13 protein-coding genes are annotated in these 14,026 nt (G+C 58.9%); 9 read left to right on the top strand and 4 right to left on the bottom strand.

Features of this window, described 5'->3' with window-relative positions; all coding sequences use genetic code 11:
- Positions 1-50: 50 nt before the first annotated feature.
- Genes AB731_RS08070 through AB731_RS14390 form a run of 3 tightly spaced genes read right to left on the bottom strand, consistent with a single transcriptional unit; the run spans position 51 to position 2,588 of the window.
- Complete coding sequence (locus AB731_RS08070) at positions 51-1,301, bottom strand: glycosyltransferase family 4 protein (RefSeq protein WP_047093548.1); 1,251 nt, start codon at positions 1,299-1,301, stop codon at positions 51-53.
- Positions 1,291-2,232 carry a glycosyltransferase family 2 protein gene (locus AB731_RS08065; protein WP_052768987.1) on the bottom strand — a complete coding sequence of 314 codons (942 nt, stop codon included), beginning with the start codon at positions 2,230-2,232 and terminating at the stop codon, positions 1,291-1,293. Before AB731_RS08065 ends, AB731_RS08070 begins: the two co-directional genes overlap by 11 nt.
- On the bottom strand, positions 2,229-2,588 hold the full coding sequence (locus AB731_RS14390; protein ID WP_407921643.1) for an LbetaH domain-containing protein: 360 nt from the start codon (positions 2,586-2,588) through the stop codon (positions 2,229-2,231). The genes AB731_RS08065 and AB731_RS14390 overlap by 4 nt, the downstream gene beginning before the upstream one ends.
- A 430-nt stretch (positions 2,589-3,018) precedes the next feature.
- Here AB731_RS14390 and AB731_RS08055 point away from each other — a divergent pair, with 430 nt between their 5' ends.
- From AB731_RS08055 to wecC, 9 genes are read left to right on the top strand one after another with little or no spacing between them, the layout of a single operon-like run.
- Complete coding sequence (locus tag AB731_RS08055; protein WP_156167410.1) at positions 3,019-3,753, top strand: hypothetical protein; 735 nt, start codon at positions 3,019-3,021, stop codon at positions 3,751-3,753.
- Positions 3,750-4,946, top strand: coding sequence for a glycosyltransferase (locus AB731_RS08050; RefSeq protein ID WP_047093551.1), 1,197 nt, complete (start codon positions 3,750-3,752; stop codon positions 4,944-4,946). Before AB731_RS08055 ends, AB731_RS08050 begins: the two co-directional genes overlap by 4 nt.
- Positions 4,947-4,950: 4 nt before the next feature.
- Complete coding sequence (locus AB731_RS08045) at positions 4,951-5,859, top strand: metal-dependent hydrolase (RefSeq protein WP_047093552.1); 909 nt, start codon at positions 4,951-4,953, stop codon at positions 5,857-5,859.
- A gap of 33 nt (positions 5,860-5,892) precedes the next feature.
- Entirely contained in the window at positions 5,893-7,284 is a 1,392-nt protein-coding gene (locus tag AB731_RS08040; RefSeq protein ID WP_047093553.1) for a cryptochrome/photolyase family protein, read from the top strand.
- 60 nt (positions 7,285-7,344) lie between these two features.
- Positions 7,345-8,586: an SAM-dependent methyltransferase gene (locus AB731_RS08035; protein WP_047093554.1), complete on the top strand. Its 1,242-nt coding sequence runs from the start codon at positions 7,345-7,347 to the stop codon at positions 8,584-8,586.
- The gene (locus AB731_RS08030) at positions 8,583-9,827 is read left to right on the top strand and encodes a serine hydrolase domain-containing protein (protein ID WP_231638884.1); all 1,245 of its coding nucleotides are present in this window, start codon (positions 8,583-8,585) and stop codon (positions 9,825-9,827) included. Before AB731_RS08035 ends, AB731_RS08030 begins: the two co-directional genes overlap by 4 nt.
- A gap of 24 nt (positions 9,828-9,851) precedes the next feature.
- On the top strand, positions 9,852-11,075 hold the full coding sequence (locus tag AB731_RS08025; protein ID WP_047093555.1) for a serine hydrolase domain-containing protein: 1,224 nt from the start codon (positions 9,852-9,854) through the stop codon (positions 11,073-11,075).
- 46 nt (positions 11,076-11,121) lie between these two features.
- Positions 11,122-12,315, top strand: a complete 1,194-nt coding sequence (gene wecB / locus AB731_RS08020; RefSeq protein ID WP_269429518.1) for a non-hydrolyzing UDP-N-acetylglucosamine 2-epimerase — start codon at positions 11,122-11,124, stop codon at positions 12,313-12,315.
- Positions 12,312-13,580, top strand: coding sequence for a UDP-N-acetyl-D-mannosamine dehydrogenase (gene wecC / locus AB731_RS08015; protein WP_047093556.1), 1,269 nt, complete (start codon positions 12,312-12,314; stop codon positions 13,578-13,580). Before wecB ends, wecC begins: the two co-directional genes overlap by 4 nt.
- A 78-nt stretch (positions 13,581-13,658) precedes the next feature.
- On the opposite strand, the gene AB731_RS08010 is transcribed toward wecC, so the two are convergent.
- A complete protein-coding gene (locus tag AB731_RS08010) occupies positions 13,659-14,006 on the bottom strand; it encodes a PilZ domain-containing protein (RefSeq protein WP_047093557.1) in 348 nt (115 codons plus the stop codon).
- Positions 14,007-14,026: the final 20 nt, after the last annotated feature.

Here is a 14,026-nt window from a genome sequence, read left to right as displayed (position 1 = left end):
TGGAGCCAGACCCTGGAGCCAGCTCCAAGAGCCAAGCCCCTTGAGCCAGTCTAGCTGCGGCCTACGAAACTCGCAGCGAATGTTTCCCATTTCGCGAAAACGGCCGCGCGATTGAAGCCGCCTTCCACCAATTCACGGGCATTGCGACCCTGATGGAGCCGGTTTGCCGGATTATCGGCATAGCCGCGCAGCAAGTCCGCCAATCGCTCAAATGCGCCAACGTCCACCACAGCGCCGCAATTGCGCTCCGGCACGATGCTGCCCAGTTCACCGGAATGGCTGCCGATGAAAATCACGGGTCTGCCGCTTGCCGCAGCGCCGTAGAACTTGCTCGGCACGATCAACCCTTCGAGGTCGGGTAGCAGAGATACCCAGTGGACATCGGGCACCGTCAGAGAGAAATGCAGCTGATCGCGCGGTTGATAGGGTTCCAGCCTGAAATTGGAGAGGCTGCGTCTCGTTATCTCGCTCTCGAGCTTTTCGCGCAGAAACCCGCCACCGATGACAAGAAAATGAATTTCGCTGCGGCCCTCCGCCTGTAACAGCTGCGCCGCATCCAGCAGTGTGTCTACTTCATGCGCGCGTCCAAGATTACCGGAATAGCCAACGACCAGATCGCTATCGGCAAAGCCCCATTCCTTTCGCAAGGGATTGTCCTCCGCAGCGATAGGGCGAATGGCCTCGTCATCGGTCATATTTGGGATCACAGTGATACGGCTGTCTGCCACGCCTTGTTGGCGCAGCAGGTCCGCCATGCGGTCTCCGATGGCGACATTACAATCTGCCTGGCGCAGCGAATTGTCCCGCAGTCGGCGCACCATGCGCGTTGAAATTGCATCGCTGCCAAGAACGCCAAAAGCTTCTGCCACTTCGGGATAGAGGTCCTGCAACCAATTGGCGCGGCGCGCGCCCTTTATCCGGGCGGCGAGGCCTATCGGCCATGACAGAACCGGCGGATCGGTTTTGGCAATGACAACATCGCCCTTTTTCGCTGTCGCCAGCGTCTTGAAAAAGGCTGTGATGTAAAAGCCGAGATAGTCGGCTACGCGCCCCGCAATGCTTCCGCGTCCGAAACTTGGGGTCGCAACGCGCTCTACAGCAACGCCCTTGTGCGTTTCTGCTGCCGCATAGCGGCCTTCATCACTTTCGTACGAAAGGCGGCTGGCGATCACTTTGACGCCGTAACCTTCTTGCGCCAGATGGAACGCGACATCGGTAAGAATCTGCGACGTCGCGCTTCGGTCTGGCCAGAAGTAGCGATTGACGAAGATCAGCGAACCGCGCGCGGGCTTATCCGCCATTTTCCGGATCCTTGGCGAGCACGTGTTGAAGGGGCACTTCCAAGCCCGTTACGCGCCGGATTGCTTCTTCTAAAGGCAGGTTTTCTGCCGCTTGCAGGTTACGGATCTCATCAAGCCTTATGTCCGTATACATCCGGTACCAGAAGCCTTGCAGAAAATGGAACTGGAAGCCGCGCAGGCCATCCAGAAAGCCCAGCGCAAAGACATAGCGCAGGACGAAAAACAGAAGCGCGCGCAGCCCGATTGGCAGGCGGGCATAGACCTTGATTTTCAGCCAGCGTTTCAGCCTGGCTTGTCCCGTCATGGCCCCCGCTTGCGCAGGCGCGACTGTCGCAGCGCGCTCCTCACTCAGCAGCAGGTCAACTGCCTCCCGGTCGGCATAGCCGAGATGTTTCTGCGTCCACCACTTCAGATCGTTCAAGTTGTCGTCAAGCAATTGCACGGGCAGCTGTTCAACAGGGCCATCGACGACGATATGCTCGTCCATCCAGCGCGCTTCGCAGCGGCCGCGGCCCGATCTGAAGAGGCGCAACTGCCACGTCTGTGCAAGACCGTGGCGAATGGCCTTTCCGCGAAAAGTCATCATTCGGCGCAGGGCAATGCCAGTGGTTTCCGGCTTGTGCGCCACCAGCGCGCAGAAACGCGAATACCAGTCGCCATCCAGAACCTCGTCTGCATCAAGGCGCAGGATCCAGTCCGATGTTTCGCCTGCAAGATCGACGCCGTGGTTGAATTGGGTGGCGTAATTGATCCACGGATTGATATGCCATCTGGCACCCAGTTCGCGGGCAATAGCCTCCGTACCGTCTGTCGAACCGGAATCTACCACGATCACTTCGCAGCAATGCGGCATCGCGGATTGCAGCGCCCGGCGCAGGTGCTGCTCCTCATTCATGGTAAGGATGATCGCGGTAACGGTGGGGCTGGTCACCGGTCGGCCTGCCGCGTGATTGCGCCATCGCTTTGGCCTAGCGCGCTTTCACTGACCTCTCGCGCCGGATTGCCTGCCACGATCTTGCCGGGCGCAACATCCTTCGTCACGACTGCGCCTGCGCCAACCACTGCGCCGCGATTGATGGTCACGCCAGGGCCGACCATCGCGCGGGCTGCCACCCAGGCGAAATCATCGATGTGGATTGGCGCCCCTACCAGCGTGAAACTGTCATCAATCGTGTGACTGGGAGTGCACAAATACGCCTTCTGGCTGACAATCGCCCGTTTCCCCAGCGTGACTTTGGCGGCATTGTAGCAATCGGTGTTCGGACCAAGGCAGCTGTCTTCCAGCATGACGAGATTCCACGGTGCCCAAATCCTGGCAGAAGGGTAGGGATGCGCCCCTTTACGAATATCCGCGCCGAAACAGCGGAGCAGGAAGCAGCGCCAGCCATGCATCATCGACGGGGTAGGCCGGTAAAGAAACACCCAGGCCAGCGACCACACAAATCGCTTCAGCTTATTGGCCAATGAAGGCGGAGGGAGCGGTGACAATTTCATCGATGTATTCAACAGACTGCGATTGCCAGCCTGCCAAAATCTCCACTTGGTGCCGGACGCGGGTTTCACGTGCCGTTGCGACGGCGCAGCTTTATGCGGCGAACCTTCCGAAATCAACTTGCACCGGCATAGCGGGCCGCATCAGCCTTGAGCGCGGCGGCGGCGGTTGGTAGGTGCAGATCAACATGGCGGGGAGAACCCGTGGATTCCGGAAGTCCCACTCTTGCGCTATTTCCCTCTTGTCAGAGCCTTTCGCCGCCACATCGTGGGCCGCCCGGCGCTGTTCTTTCCATTCGCCAGGCTGACGGGGAACCGGCAATTGCTGGACCATGATACGGAACTGGTCGTCGATGGCTTTCCCCGCAGCGGAAACAGCTTTGCAGAGGCCGCGTTTCTCCACTCGCAACGCGCGCGCGGTATCGCCCTGAAAAGCCATGCCCACAGCCCCGCGCAGATATTGCGCGCGATGGATAAAGGCGTGGCAGCCGTGCTCTTGCTACGCGACCCGGATGATGCCGTGGCAAGCATGATCGCAGCTTCCGGAGTGGACCAGCCAGACATTCATTACCGCGATTACTGCGCCTATTACCGGCCACTTAAGGGACGTGAAGCAGGATTTGTGATTACGCCCTTTGCGCTCCTGCTCGAAAGGTTTGACCTTGTCGTGCAGGCGATCAACGCCCGCTTTGGTATGGCTTTGGATACACCCGAGGTGCATGACGAGTTTGTGCAATCGGTCAATTCCGTGCGCGACCGCGTTAGCATTGCGCGGGTCGGGCGAGCGCCAAATTACAGCCCTCACAGCGAATGGGGTGTTGCCGGTAACCGCGCCGGGCAAGCCGCCATCCTGACCAGGTTAGGCACACTTGACGGTCTGCCGTCCCGTCAGGCAGCGTTGAAATTGCATGCGTATTTTGCTGCCCACGTAGATACATTGAGCGCTGGTGATCCGGCATGAGCGAAGGCGCAAGACTGGATATCGGATTCGTCTGCACCAGTATTTCCCGAAAGGCCGGCGGAGTGTCAGTCGTGCTGCGGCGGGCAGTGCAGGGGCTGGCAGCGCTCGGTTGCGATGTGACTGTATATGCTTTGCGCGATGAACATTCCGCTGCCGATCTGGCCGATTGGGGGCATATCAAGACAGTCCTTGTCGAACCGGCAGGGCCTGCAGCACTTGGCTATTCACCCGATCTGACGAGGCGGCTGGGAAACCATGATCTGCTCCATCAGCATGGCATTTGGCAAGGTCCGTCGCTGGCTGTCAGCCGCTGGCGCAATCAAACGGGCAGACCTGTGGTGATTTCTCCTCATGGCATGCTGGACCCATGGGCATTGGCCAATTCGGGTTGGAAGAAGAAATTGGCAGGCGCTCTGTATGAACGTGCAAATTTGCGCGGTGCAGCTTGTTTGCACGCTTTGGCTGATGCCGAAACCAAGGCCATTCGCGCTGCGGGTTATATCAATCCGGTTGCGGAAATTCCCAACGGGATTGATCTTCCCGAAACGTCATGTCCGCCTTCCTCATCGGGTGAACGCAAGACGCTGCTGTTTCTTGGCCGGCTGCATCCCAAAAAGGGCGTGCAGGAATTGCTGTTCGCATGGGACACGGTGGCCCGTGAAGATCCCTTGCTTGCCGCCCGTTGGCGGGTCGTCATTGCCGGTTGGGACGATGGCGGTCACCGCGCGGCTTTGATGGCGCAGGCCGCCAGTTTGCCAGACATCGCGCAAGTTGATTTCCCGGGGGCGCTTCATGGCGAAGAAAAGCACGCGGCCTTCTGTGACGCTGATGCTTTTATCCTGCCGTCCTATTCCGAAGGCCTGCCCGTCGCCGTGCTGGAGGCATGGGCTTACAGCACTCCGACATTCATCACCGACGGTTGTAATTTGCCTGAAGGCTTTATGCGTGATGCGGCAGTTCGCGTGACGACCGATCCTGTTGAACTGGCGCAAGTGTTGCGCGCACGGCTTGAAGATCCCCACCTTGCCGCCATGGCTGCGCGGGCAAAGGCCTTGTGCGCGGAGAAATTCACCTGGGGCAGCGTGGCACAGCAATATCTGGCTATGTACCGGTGGGTGCTGGGGAAGGGCGATTGTCCCGCATTTGTTAGCCCCGCATTTGCCGGCCCCGATTTCGTTGGCAAGTCAGCTTAGGCAGGTGGACAATCTGACCCACTCTCTAGTCGGCGCCTTGATCGGACAGGCAGGCCTCAAGAAGAAATCGGGCCTTGCCATGCCTGCGTTGATTATCGGCGCGAACCTGCCCGATGTTGATGCGGCCTGCTTCTTCTGGCTTGAAGGGGTAGAACACCTTGCTTTCCGGCGCGGTATTACCCACGGGCCGCCGGCCTTGGTGCTCCTCCCACTGATACTGGCGGGATTGTTATGGGGTTGGGACCGCTGGCAAACTTCGCGCGGGAGACGGCCCGAAAAGCGTTTGCCAGTACATTTTGGCTGGCTCTACGCGCTCGCGCTTATTGGTTGCCTGACACACCCTGCACTCGACTGGATGAACGTTTATGGCATTCGCTTGCTTGAACCGTTCAGCAGCCGCTGGTTCTATGGCGACGTGCTGTTCATCATTGATGTTTGGCTATGGTTGCTAATGGGAATTGGCCTGTGGCTATCCTTCCGGAGAGAAAAGCGCGGCGGTGACTGGCGCAGGCTGGCGCGCAATGTGCTGGGAATTGCCGGCCTTTATCTCGCTGCGAATTATGCCATCTCGCAATATGACCGGATGCAGAATGGTGCATTTGTCGAAACGATCAGTTCCCCGCCGCCGCTTGCCTTCTGGCAGCGACAAAGCATCGGCGTGAGTGGCAGCGGGAGCTTTTTTGTCGCAGGAGAGCGTGTCGGCAGCAAGCCGCTTGCTGCGTGCGATCTGGATGCGGCACGAGACCGGAACGCGCAGGTTGACGCCTTCCTGTTTTGGTCGCGCGCTCCGGTTCTCGATCAATTGGAGGACGGATCCTACCAATTGGCCGATGCTCGTTACTATGCAGTGCGGGACGGAAGGTTCAGCGTGATAGTGCCGAATGAATTCTGCCTGGAACCCGTTGGCGGTTGAGGCCCTGAAATGTGAAGCCCTTGGGGAAACTGATTGTCTGAACCACAAATCGTCTGGCTGCGGCGCGACTTGCGCATCACCGATCATCCCGCCTTTGCTGCTGCCGCACAAGCGGGGCCGGTCATCGCGGTCTATGTCCTTGATGATGACACACCCGGCGACCACAAGATGGGCGGGGCAAGCCGGTGGTGGTTGCACCATTCGCTCTCTGCCCTGCAGAAGGACCTTGGACGGCACAATTCAAAACTGATCCTGCGGCGAGGCACTGCGGCAGAAGAACTGGCCAGGCTGGCTGGTGAAACGGGCGCGAAAACCGTTCACGCTATCCGACATTACGAACCGTGGTGGCGCAAGGCGCAAGGGGCGCTGAAGGACAGTCTCGACCTGCAATTGCATGACGGCAATTACTTGCTTCCGCCAGGCACAGTTAAAACCGGATCGGGCAATCCGTACAAGATTTACACGCCATTTAAGAACGCCATGTTCGAGGCGATCGACAGCTTTGACATCCTGCCCGAACCAAGCCTTTCTGCGCCGGAAAGCTGGCCTAACAGTGATGATCTTGCAGCATGGGACTTGTTGCCCGCAAAGCCGGATTGGGCAGGCGGGATGCGGGAATTCTGGGGTGCCCGGCATGGCACTGCGGCGGCAATGGCGCAATTCGAAGACTACCTCGATATCGTTTCCGAATACGACGAGAAGCGCAATTTGCCCTCTATAGAGGGTACGAGCCGGATGAGCCCGCACCTGCATTTCGGAGAGGTCTCTCCGCGAATGCTGTGGGACGCAATGAGCCGGTACACCAGCGAAGGAGCGACCATTTACCGGCAAGAACTGGTGTGGCGCGATTACGCGCAAAATGTCATCTGCCAATATCCGTCATATGGCGTAGAGCCTTATCGCGAGGGTTACGGCGAGAATTTCTGGCGCAATCCCAATCGCAGCGATGATATCCAGCAAGAACTGGAAGCATGGCAGCGCGGCCAGACCGGATATCCGATTGTCGATGCCGGAATGCGTGAATTATACTCGACCGGCTGGATGCATAACCGCGTGCGGATGATTGCCGCCAGCTTCCTTATCAAGCACCTCATGATAAACTGGACCCACGGCGAACGGTGGTTCTGGGATACGTTGGTGGATGCGGATTACGCCTCTAATGCAACCAATTGGCAATGGGTGAGCGGAACGGGCGTGGACAGCAATATGTTCGTGCGGATCATGGCGCCCCTCAGCCAGAGCGAGAAATTCGATGCCGGTGATTACATTCGCAAATGGATACCCGAACTGGCGGAATTGAGCGATCCTTACGTCCATGATCCGGAGGAGCACGGCTGCAAGCCTGCAAATTACCCACCCAAGATCATCGGGCATAAGGAAGCGCGGGAACGTGCTTTGGAAACCTACCGCGCGAACAAGGATTAAACTGCGAAGAACGCCCCGCTGAGCTTGCCCCTGTCATGGAGGCCCGCCATAAGCGCCCGGATGCAGGCGCAAGACGAAAGAGGAGGCATGCTGCTCGAAAGCGGGCGGCGTTATGCGGCGGAGCCAGGTTTTGTTGCGCGTCTCTTTACCCCTGCCACCAACCGCCTGCTTGAAATCATAGATCGCGGGCTTGAACGCGGCACTTTGCACGGCACCTTGCCCGATGGTTCGCGCTGCACCTTGGGCGGGCGTGCACCTGGTTTCGAATGCGATGTCACCCTGCACGATTGGCGCGCATTGCTACGCATCGCCACCAATGGCTCCATCGGCCTGTATCAGGCATGGGAAGCAGCCGAGTGGTCCAGTCCTGATCCTGTCAACTTCTTCGCCCTGTTCGTCGCGAACAGCGATTCCCTGGGCGACACGGCGCGGGCAAAAGGCCCATGGCGCTGGGCGGCAAGGGCGCTGCACGCACTGAATCGCAATACCAAGGCGCAGGCTGAAAAGAACATCCACGCACATTACGATCTCGGTAATGATTTCTACGCCGCATGGCTTGATCCGACGATGAGCTATTCCAGCGCGTATCAGACGGACGGGGGCGATCTGGAGGCTGCGCAGCGCCGCAAGTGGGACCGATTGTCGCAGCGGCTTGGCAGCCCTGAAGGCCTGCTCGAAATCGGTTGTGGCTGGGGCGCACTGTCAGCGCATTTTGCGCAAAATGGCGCGCGGGTCGATGCGATCAGCCTATCGGATGAACAGCTGGACTGGGCGCGGATGCACCATCCCGGCGTGCAATTCCTGAAGCAGGATTACCGCGATACCGCCGGGCAATTCGATGCCATCGTCAGTGTCGAGATGGTGGAGGCCCTCGGCCGTGAATACTGGCCCACATTCATGGACTGCATTGCCAGAAATCTTAAACCCGGCGGTAAGGCGGCGATCCAGTTCATCGCCATGCGCGACGATCTGTTCGATGCCTACGCCAGAAGTGCCGACTTCATTCAGGCCTATGTCTTCCCGGGAGGTCTGCTGATCCGCACCAGCGAATTCCGCCAGTTGGCCGAGGCACGCGGATTGGTTTGGACCGATCAGGAAGATTTCGCCCTCGACTATGCCGAAACCCTGAAAATCTGGCGCGAGCGCTTCGACGCTGCAGCGATCGCCAATCAGCTGCCCTCAGGCTTCGACGGCCGTTTTCGCGACCTTTGGCGGTTTTACCTGATGTATTGCGAAGGCGGCTTTCGCGGCGGCGGGATTACGGTAAGCCAGGTAACACTTGTGAAAGGGCAAACTGGATGAACAGCAAGATACGTGGCGGCTATGCTCTGACTTTGGCCGGAATGCTTCTGGCAGGCTGCACCGCCAATCATGCGGAACCGATCGCCACTGTAGCAGCAACGGCGCCGCCTGCCCCGCAGGCAATGTCGACCAACGCTGTCGCCATGCCAACCGATCGCAATGTCCTGTTCTGGAGCCAGGAACAGCGCGCAGCAGCTTTCCGGGTGATGGACCAGATGCCGCAATTGGCCGAATCACGAACCATTGCTGCGAGCGGGAACGCGGTATCGTTGCCGATAGGCGAAACGCTTGATCTGGGTGACTTTGATCTGGATGGTTTCATGCAGGAGCAAAGCACTGCCGCAATCATCGTAGTATTGGACGGCGAGATTGTGCTGGAGCGTTACGGCCTCGGCTTTTCTGCGGACGAACGCTGGACCAGCTTTTCGGTGGCCAAAAGCCTGACATCTACCCTTGTCGGTGCAGCAATCGTTGATGGATATATCACCAGTCTCGATGATCCTGTCACAGACTACATCACCGATTTGCGCGGTTCCGCCTATGATGGCGTTTCGATACGCCAACTGTTGACGATGACTTCGGGTGTGCAGTGGAACGAAGACTACGGTGATCCGAATTCGGACGTCGCACAATTCAACAATCATGTGGATGAAGATGGCTTCGATCCAACAGTCAGCTACTTGCGCAATTTGCCGCGCGCTTCTGATCCTGGCACGAATTGGAATTACAGTACCGGGGAAACCAATCTGGTCGGCGTGCTGGTGACAGAAGCAACCGGGAAAACCTTGGCGGATTACCTGTCTGAAAAGGTCTGGGTACCGTTCGGGATGGCGCATGATGCCACATGGCTGCTTGGCAACACCGGGCAGGAAATTGCCGGTTGCTGCATTCAGGCAGGCACCCGCGACATGGCGCGTTTTGGGCTTCTGACCTTGGGTGACGGCATGATCAACGGAGAGCGCGTTGTGCCAGAGGGCTGGTTTGCCGAAGCAACGTCTCCGGTTGTTTCGCTTGGCGATTCGGGCCGCGGATATGGCTACCAATGGTGGACCTTCCCCGGCGAAATCTATGCGGCGCAAGGAATCTTCGGGCAGGGCATCTTCATCGATCCCGCGCGAAACCTGGTCATTGCCACCAATTCGAATTGGCCTCAGGCATCTGGCGGCAACGGAACGGGTGCGCGAACCTTCGGATTTTACCGTGCGGTGATGGCAGCTGTCGATGCGCGCGGCAGCGAATAAGCAACTGACGCAAAGGCTCAAACCATGAAAAAGTGGCTGCTCGTTATCGCTGTTGCTCTGGCGGGGCTGTTCGGGATTGGCTGGTACTCGCTTGATCAAGACCAACGCAACCTGATCGCGAATATGCCGACAGACCGCAATGTGCTGTTCTGGGATTACGATACGCGCAACGCTGCCTTCCGTGCGATGGATGCGCTGCCGGCACTCGCCCAGTCACGTGTGATCGAGGCGGGGGGACCGACTTATCCCTTGCCTGAAGGCGAAACGCTGGACCTTGGTGATTTCGACCTTGATGCCTTTGCCGACGCGCAAAATTCAGCTGCAATCGTGATTGTGCTGGACGGTGAGGTGGTACTGGAACGCTATGACAGTGACTTTACTGCACAAGGCCGCTGGACCAGCTTCTCCGTCGCGAAAAGCCTTACTTCTACATTGGTCGGTGCAGCCATTGCCGATGGCAATATTGGCAGCGTGGATGATCTTGTGACGCAGTATCTGCCCGACCTTGCGGGCTCCGCCTATGATGGTGTTACGATCAAGCAGCTTCTGACCATGACCAGCGGCATTCAGTGGAGCGAGGATTACAACGACCCCGAAAGCGACGTCGCACGCTTCAACGAGCATGTAACCACCCAGCAGGGCGTCGACGCTCTGGTTGATTACATGCGCCAGCTTCCGCGCGATGCAGAGCCGGGTACGCGGTGGCAATATAATACCGGCGAGACGAACATGATCGGTATGTTGGTGCGCGAGGCGACAGGCAAGAATCTGGCTGACTACCTGTCTGAGAAAGTCTGGGCACCGTTTGGCATGGAACAGGATGCCACATGGCTGCTGTCCAGTACCGGCAGCGAGATATCCGGCTGCTGCATTCAGGCGAGTACGCGCGACATGGCGCGTTTTGGCCTTTTTGTCATGGGCGGCGGGGAAGCTGGCGGGGCGCAAATGGTGCCTGAGGGCTGGTTTGAGGAGGCGACCCAGTCTCTGTATGAAACGGGTGGCCGATCAGTTGGTTACGGCTATCAATGGTGGACCTATCCCGGTGCAGCCTACGCCGCGCGCGGTTTGTTCGGGCAGGGTATTTTCATCGATCCTGCACGGGACCTCATTATTGCCAGCAACGCCAATTGGCCCGATGGCAGGGGTGAAGGCGGAGCCATGGCGCAACGTGATGCGTTTTATGAAGTGGTGCAGGCCGCCGTTGACGCGCGCGGCGGCGCTGGCCGGACAGACAGTGCAATAAGGTGAATGTCCCGGTAGGACTATTTTTACGCGGGCTTGCTAGAGCGGGTTCGTGGTCGAACTCAATCCATCCTCTCTCGTCGGCGCTCACCAGGTGACGCCAGTTCTGCTCGTAATCGGCACCAGGCCGGAAGCGATCAAGATGCTGCCCGTTGTGCGCGCTCTGCGGCAAGTGCCGGAGGTGGATCTGAAGGTCGTCACCACCGGCCAGCATCGCCAGATGCTCGATCAGGTGTTTGCCGTGTTTGGCGAACAGCCAGACATCGACCTGGATCTGATGACGCCGGGGCAAACGCTGGGTGATATTACCTCGCGCGTGCTCAAGGAAATGGAGCGTCTGATTGCTGAGTATGATCCGGGACTGGTGATGGTGCACGGCGACACAACGTCCGCCATGGCCGCTGCCCTTGCAGCATTTTATGCGCGCGTGCCGGTGGGGCATGTGGAAGCAGGCTTGCGAAGCCATGATATCCAGCGCCCTTGGCCAGAGGAATACAACCGCATTTCCATTGATGCGCTAGCGCAGCTTTTGTGGGCACCAACCAGCATGGCGGTGCAGAACCTGCGCGCAGAACGCCCGGTGAAGCGCGACAAGACACGCCATATAGAGATTACCGGCAATTCCGGGATCGATGCCTTGCTGCATGTCGCAAACGGCCTGAAGGGTGATGAAACAAAATCGCTCGGCCTCACGCTTGACCCGGCGAAGAAGCTCATTCTCGTGACGGGGCATCGCCGTGAAAGCTTCGGTGACGGGTTTGGCCGGATTTGTGATGCACTGGGCACGATCGCCGCGCGCGGCGATGTAGAGATCGTCTATCCCGTCCACCTCAACCCTCAAGTGAAAGAAGTGGTCGAACGCAGACTTGGCGACACAAGTTCCATCCACCTTATCCCGCCAGTCGATTACGTGCAGATGGTCGCGCTGATGCAGGCTTCGCATTTCGTGCTGACCGACAGCGGCGGCATTCAGGAAGAAGCGCCCGCGCTGGGTAAGCCGGTGCTGGTTATGCGCGAAGTGACGGAGCGCCCCGAAGCAGTTGCCACCGGCGTTGCCCAATTGGTTGGCACCGATGTTGACGGGATTGTGGCCGCGGCAACGCGCCTCCTGTCTGATCCCGACCATTACGGCCGCCGCGCGCGCAAGGTTTTTCCTTATGGCGACGGCACGGCATCACAGAAAATCGCCGCGTCGGTCGCTGAATTCGTAAAGTCTGCGCAAGTCCCGAAGGATCAAGCACAATGAAAGTTTGCACCGTGGGGCTGGGCTATATCGGCCTGCCAACCGCCGCCATGCTGGCGAGCAGGGGACACGAAGTTATCGGGCTCGATGTGAACCAGAGCGTTGTTGACGCGGTGAACGCAGGGCAGGCGCATTTTCAGGAACCGGACTTGCAGATGCTGCTGTCCGCTGCTGTCGACACCAAACGCCTGCGCGCGACGACTACGCCCGAACCAGCTGAATTTTTCCTGATCGCAGTTCCCACGCCGATGGTGAACGAAGGTCCGGACATGGCGTTTGTAGAAGCTGCCGCGCGCACCATCGCGCCGGTGCTTGAGAAGGGCAATGTTGTCATTCTCGAATCGACCTCACCCGTTGGCTCAACCGAGCGGCTGGGCGAGATATTGGCCGAGGAGCGCCCCGATCTCACTTTCCCGCGTTACCGCGATGAAGACCGAGAGGCCGATGTGGCGCTGTGCCATTGCCCGGAACGCATTTTGCCGGGGCAAATGCTGCGCGAACTGGTCAGTAATGACCGGATCATCGGCGGACTAACCACCAATTGCGCGCAGCAGGCCGCGCGTCTGTATCAAAGTTTTGTAATGGGCACCTGCTACATCACGGACAGCCGCGTGGCGGAGCTGTGTAAGCTATCCGAAAACGCATACCGCGATGTGAATATCGCCTTCGCCAATGAACTTTCGATCATCTGCGAAAAGCTCGGCACCGATATCTGGCAAGTGCGCGAGCTGGCGAACCAGCATCCGCGCGTGAACATCCTGATGCCGGGCGCAGGGGTGGGTGGGCATTGCATCGCGGTGGACCCGTGGTTCATTGTCTCCAGCGCGCCGGAAGAAGCCCGCCTGATCCGCATGGCGCGCGTGGTGAATGACGACAAGCCGCACCGCGTGGTCAGCACGATCCGCGGGCTGGCGGACAAGTTCAAGGTTCCCACGATTGCCTGCTACGGCATAACCTACAAGCCCGACGTGGACGATGTGCGCGAAAGCCCCGCGCTTGAGATTGTCGAAGCCGTCGCGGATATCGAAGGCGCGCAGGTGCTGGTTGTGGAACCTAACCTGTCAGCGCTGCCTGCTTCGTTGGTAAATCGCCCCAACGTGCGCCACGCCACCTCAGACGAAGCGCGCGAGCAAGCGGATATCGTGACGTTCCTTGTCGGCCACCGCCAGTTCAAGCGGCTGGAAGCGGATAGCTATTTGTCGAAGGCGGTGGTGGACACCACGGGCATGTTCTCGACGCGCAAGGCGATTGCGGTGGAGCGGGATTGAACGCCGCCTCCCGGAGAAGAAAAGGGCCCCGTAAGCGAAGCCCTTTTCCCGGATACCGAATTGTCAGGGTACTTAAACTCAGGAGCGGAAACTTCCGTCGCCGCGATAGCGGGCCAGAATGTTGTCATGCACAATCGGCGAAAGCAGATTGGTGAAGGCGCAGCCAGCTGTGCCGTTTTCCCACCACACCACTTCAGCCTGAAGCGATTCCAGGCCGGGCAGGGTGAGCCAACAGACCGAACCGACATGCATGCGGTTTACCGCCGTTGCCGAAAAGCCGGACAGCGACAGATCGTTCACGACCGTCTGAAAGGCCCGATTGCCAGAAGCCCGTAACTGCGCGGGGATCATGATCCGCGTGCGCGGCGCGCTGCGATCTTCCTGTGCGGCCACTTCGTAGCGGCCTAGAGTGTTCTGCATATTCATGGTGCCTATGGCTCCATTCC

This window comes from Aurantiacibacter marinus (assembly GCF_001021555.1).
GTDB lineage: Bacteria > Pseudomonadota > Alphaproteobacteria > Sphingomonadales > Sphingomonadaceae > Alteraurantiacibacter > Alteraurantiacibacter marinus.
Note: the sequence above shows the minus strand (reverse complement) of the source record. Positions and strands in the feature narration are given on the sequence as shown.

Excerpts from the sequence above, each read along its gene's own strand:
- AB731_RS08070 (WP_047093548.1), bottom strand. The coding sequence starts at position 1,301 with ATGGCGGATAAGCCCGCGCGCGGTTCGCTGATCTTCGTCAATCGCTAC.
- AB731_RS14390 (WP_407921643.1), bottom strand. The coding sequence starts at position 2,588 with ATGCTGGAAGACAGCTGCCTTGGTCCGAACACCGATTGCTACAATGCC.
- AB731_RS08050 (WP_047093551.1), top strand. The coding sequence starts at position 3,750 with ATGAGCGAAGGCGCAAGACTGGATATCGGATTCGTCTGCACCAGTATT.
- AB731_RS08035 (WP_047093554.1), top strand. The coding sequence starts at position 7,345 with ATGCAGGCGCAAGACGAAAGAGGAGGCATGCTGCTCGAAAGCGGGCGG.
- AB731_RS08030 (WP_231638884.1), top strand. The coding sequence starts at position 8,583 with ATGAACAGCAAGATACGTGGCGGCTATGCTCTGACTTTGGCCGGAATG.
- AB731_RS08025 (WP_047093555.1), top strand. The coding sequence starts at position 9,852 with ATGAAAAAGTGGCTGCTCGTTATCGCTGTTGCTCTGGCGGGGCTGTTC.
- wecC (WP_047093556.1), top strand. The coding sequence starts at position 12,312 with ATGAAAGTTTGCACCGTGGGGCTGGGCTATATCGGCCTGCCAACCGCC.
- AB731_RS08010 (WP_047093557.1), bottom strand. The coding sequence starts at position 14,006 with ATGAATATGCAGAACACTCTAGGCCGCTACGAAGTGGCCGCACAGGAA.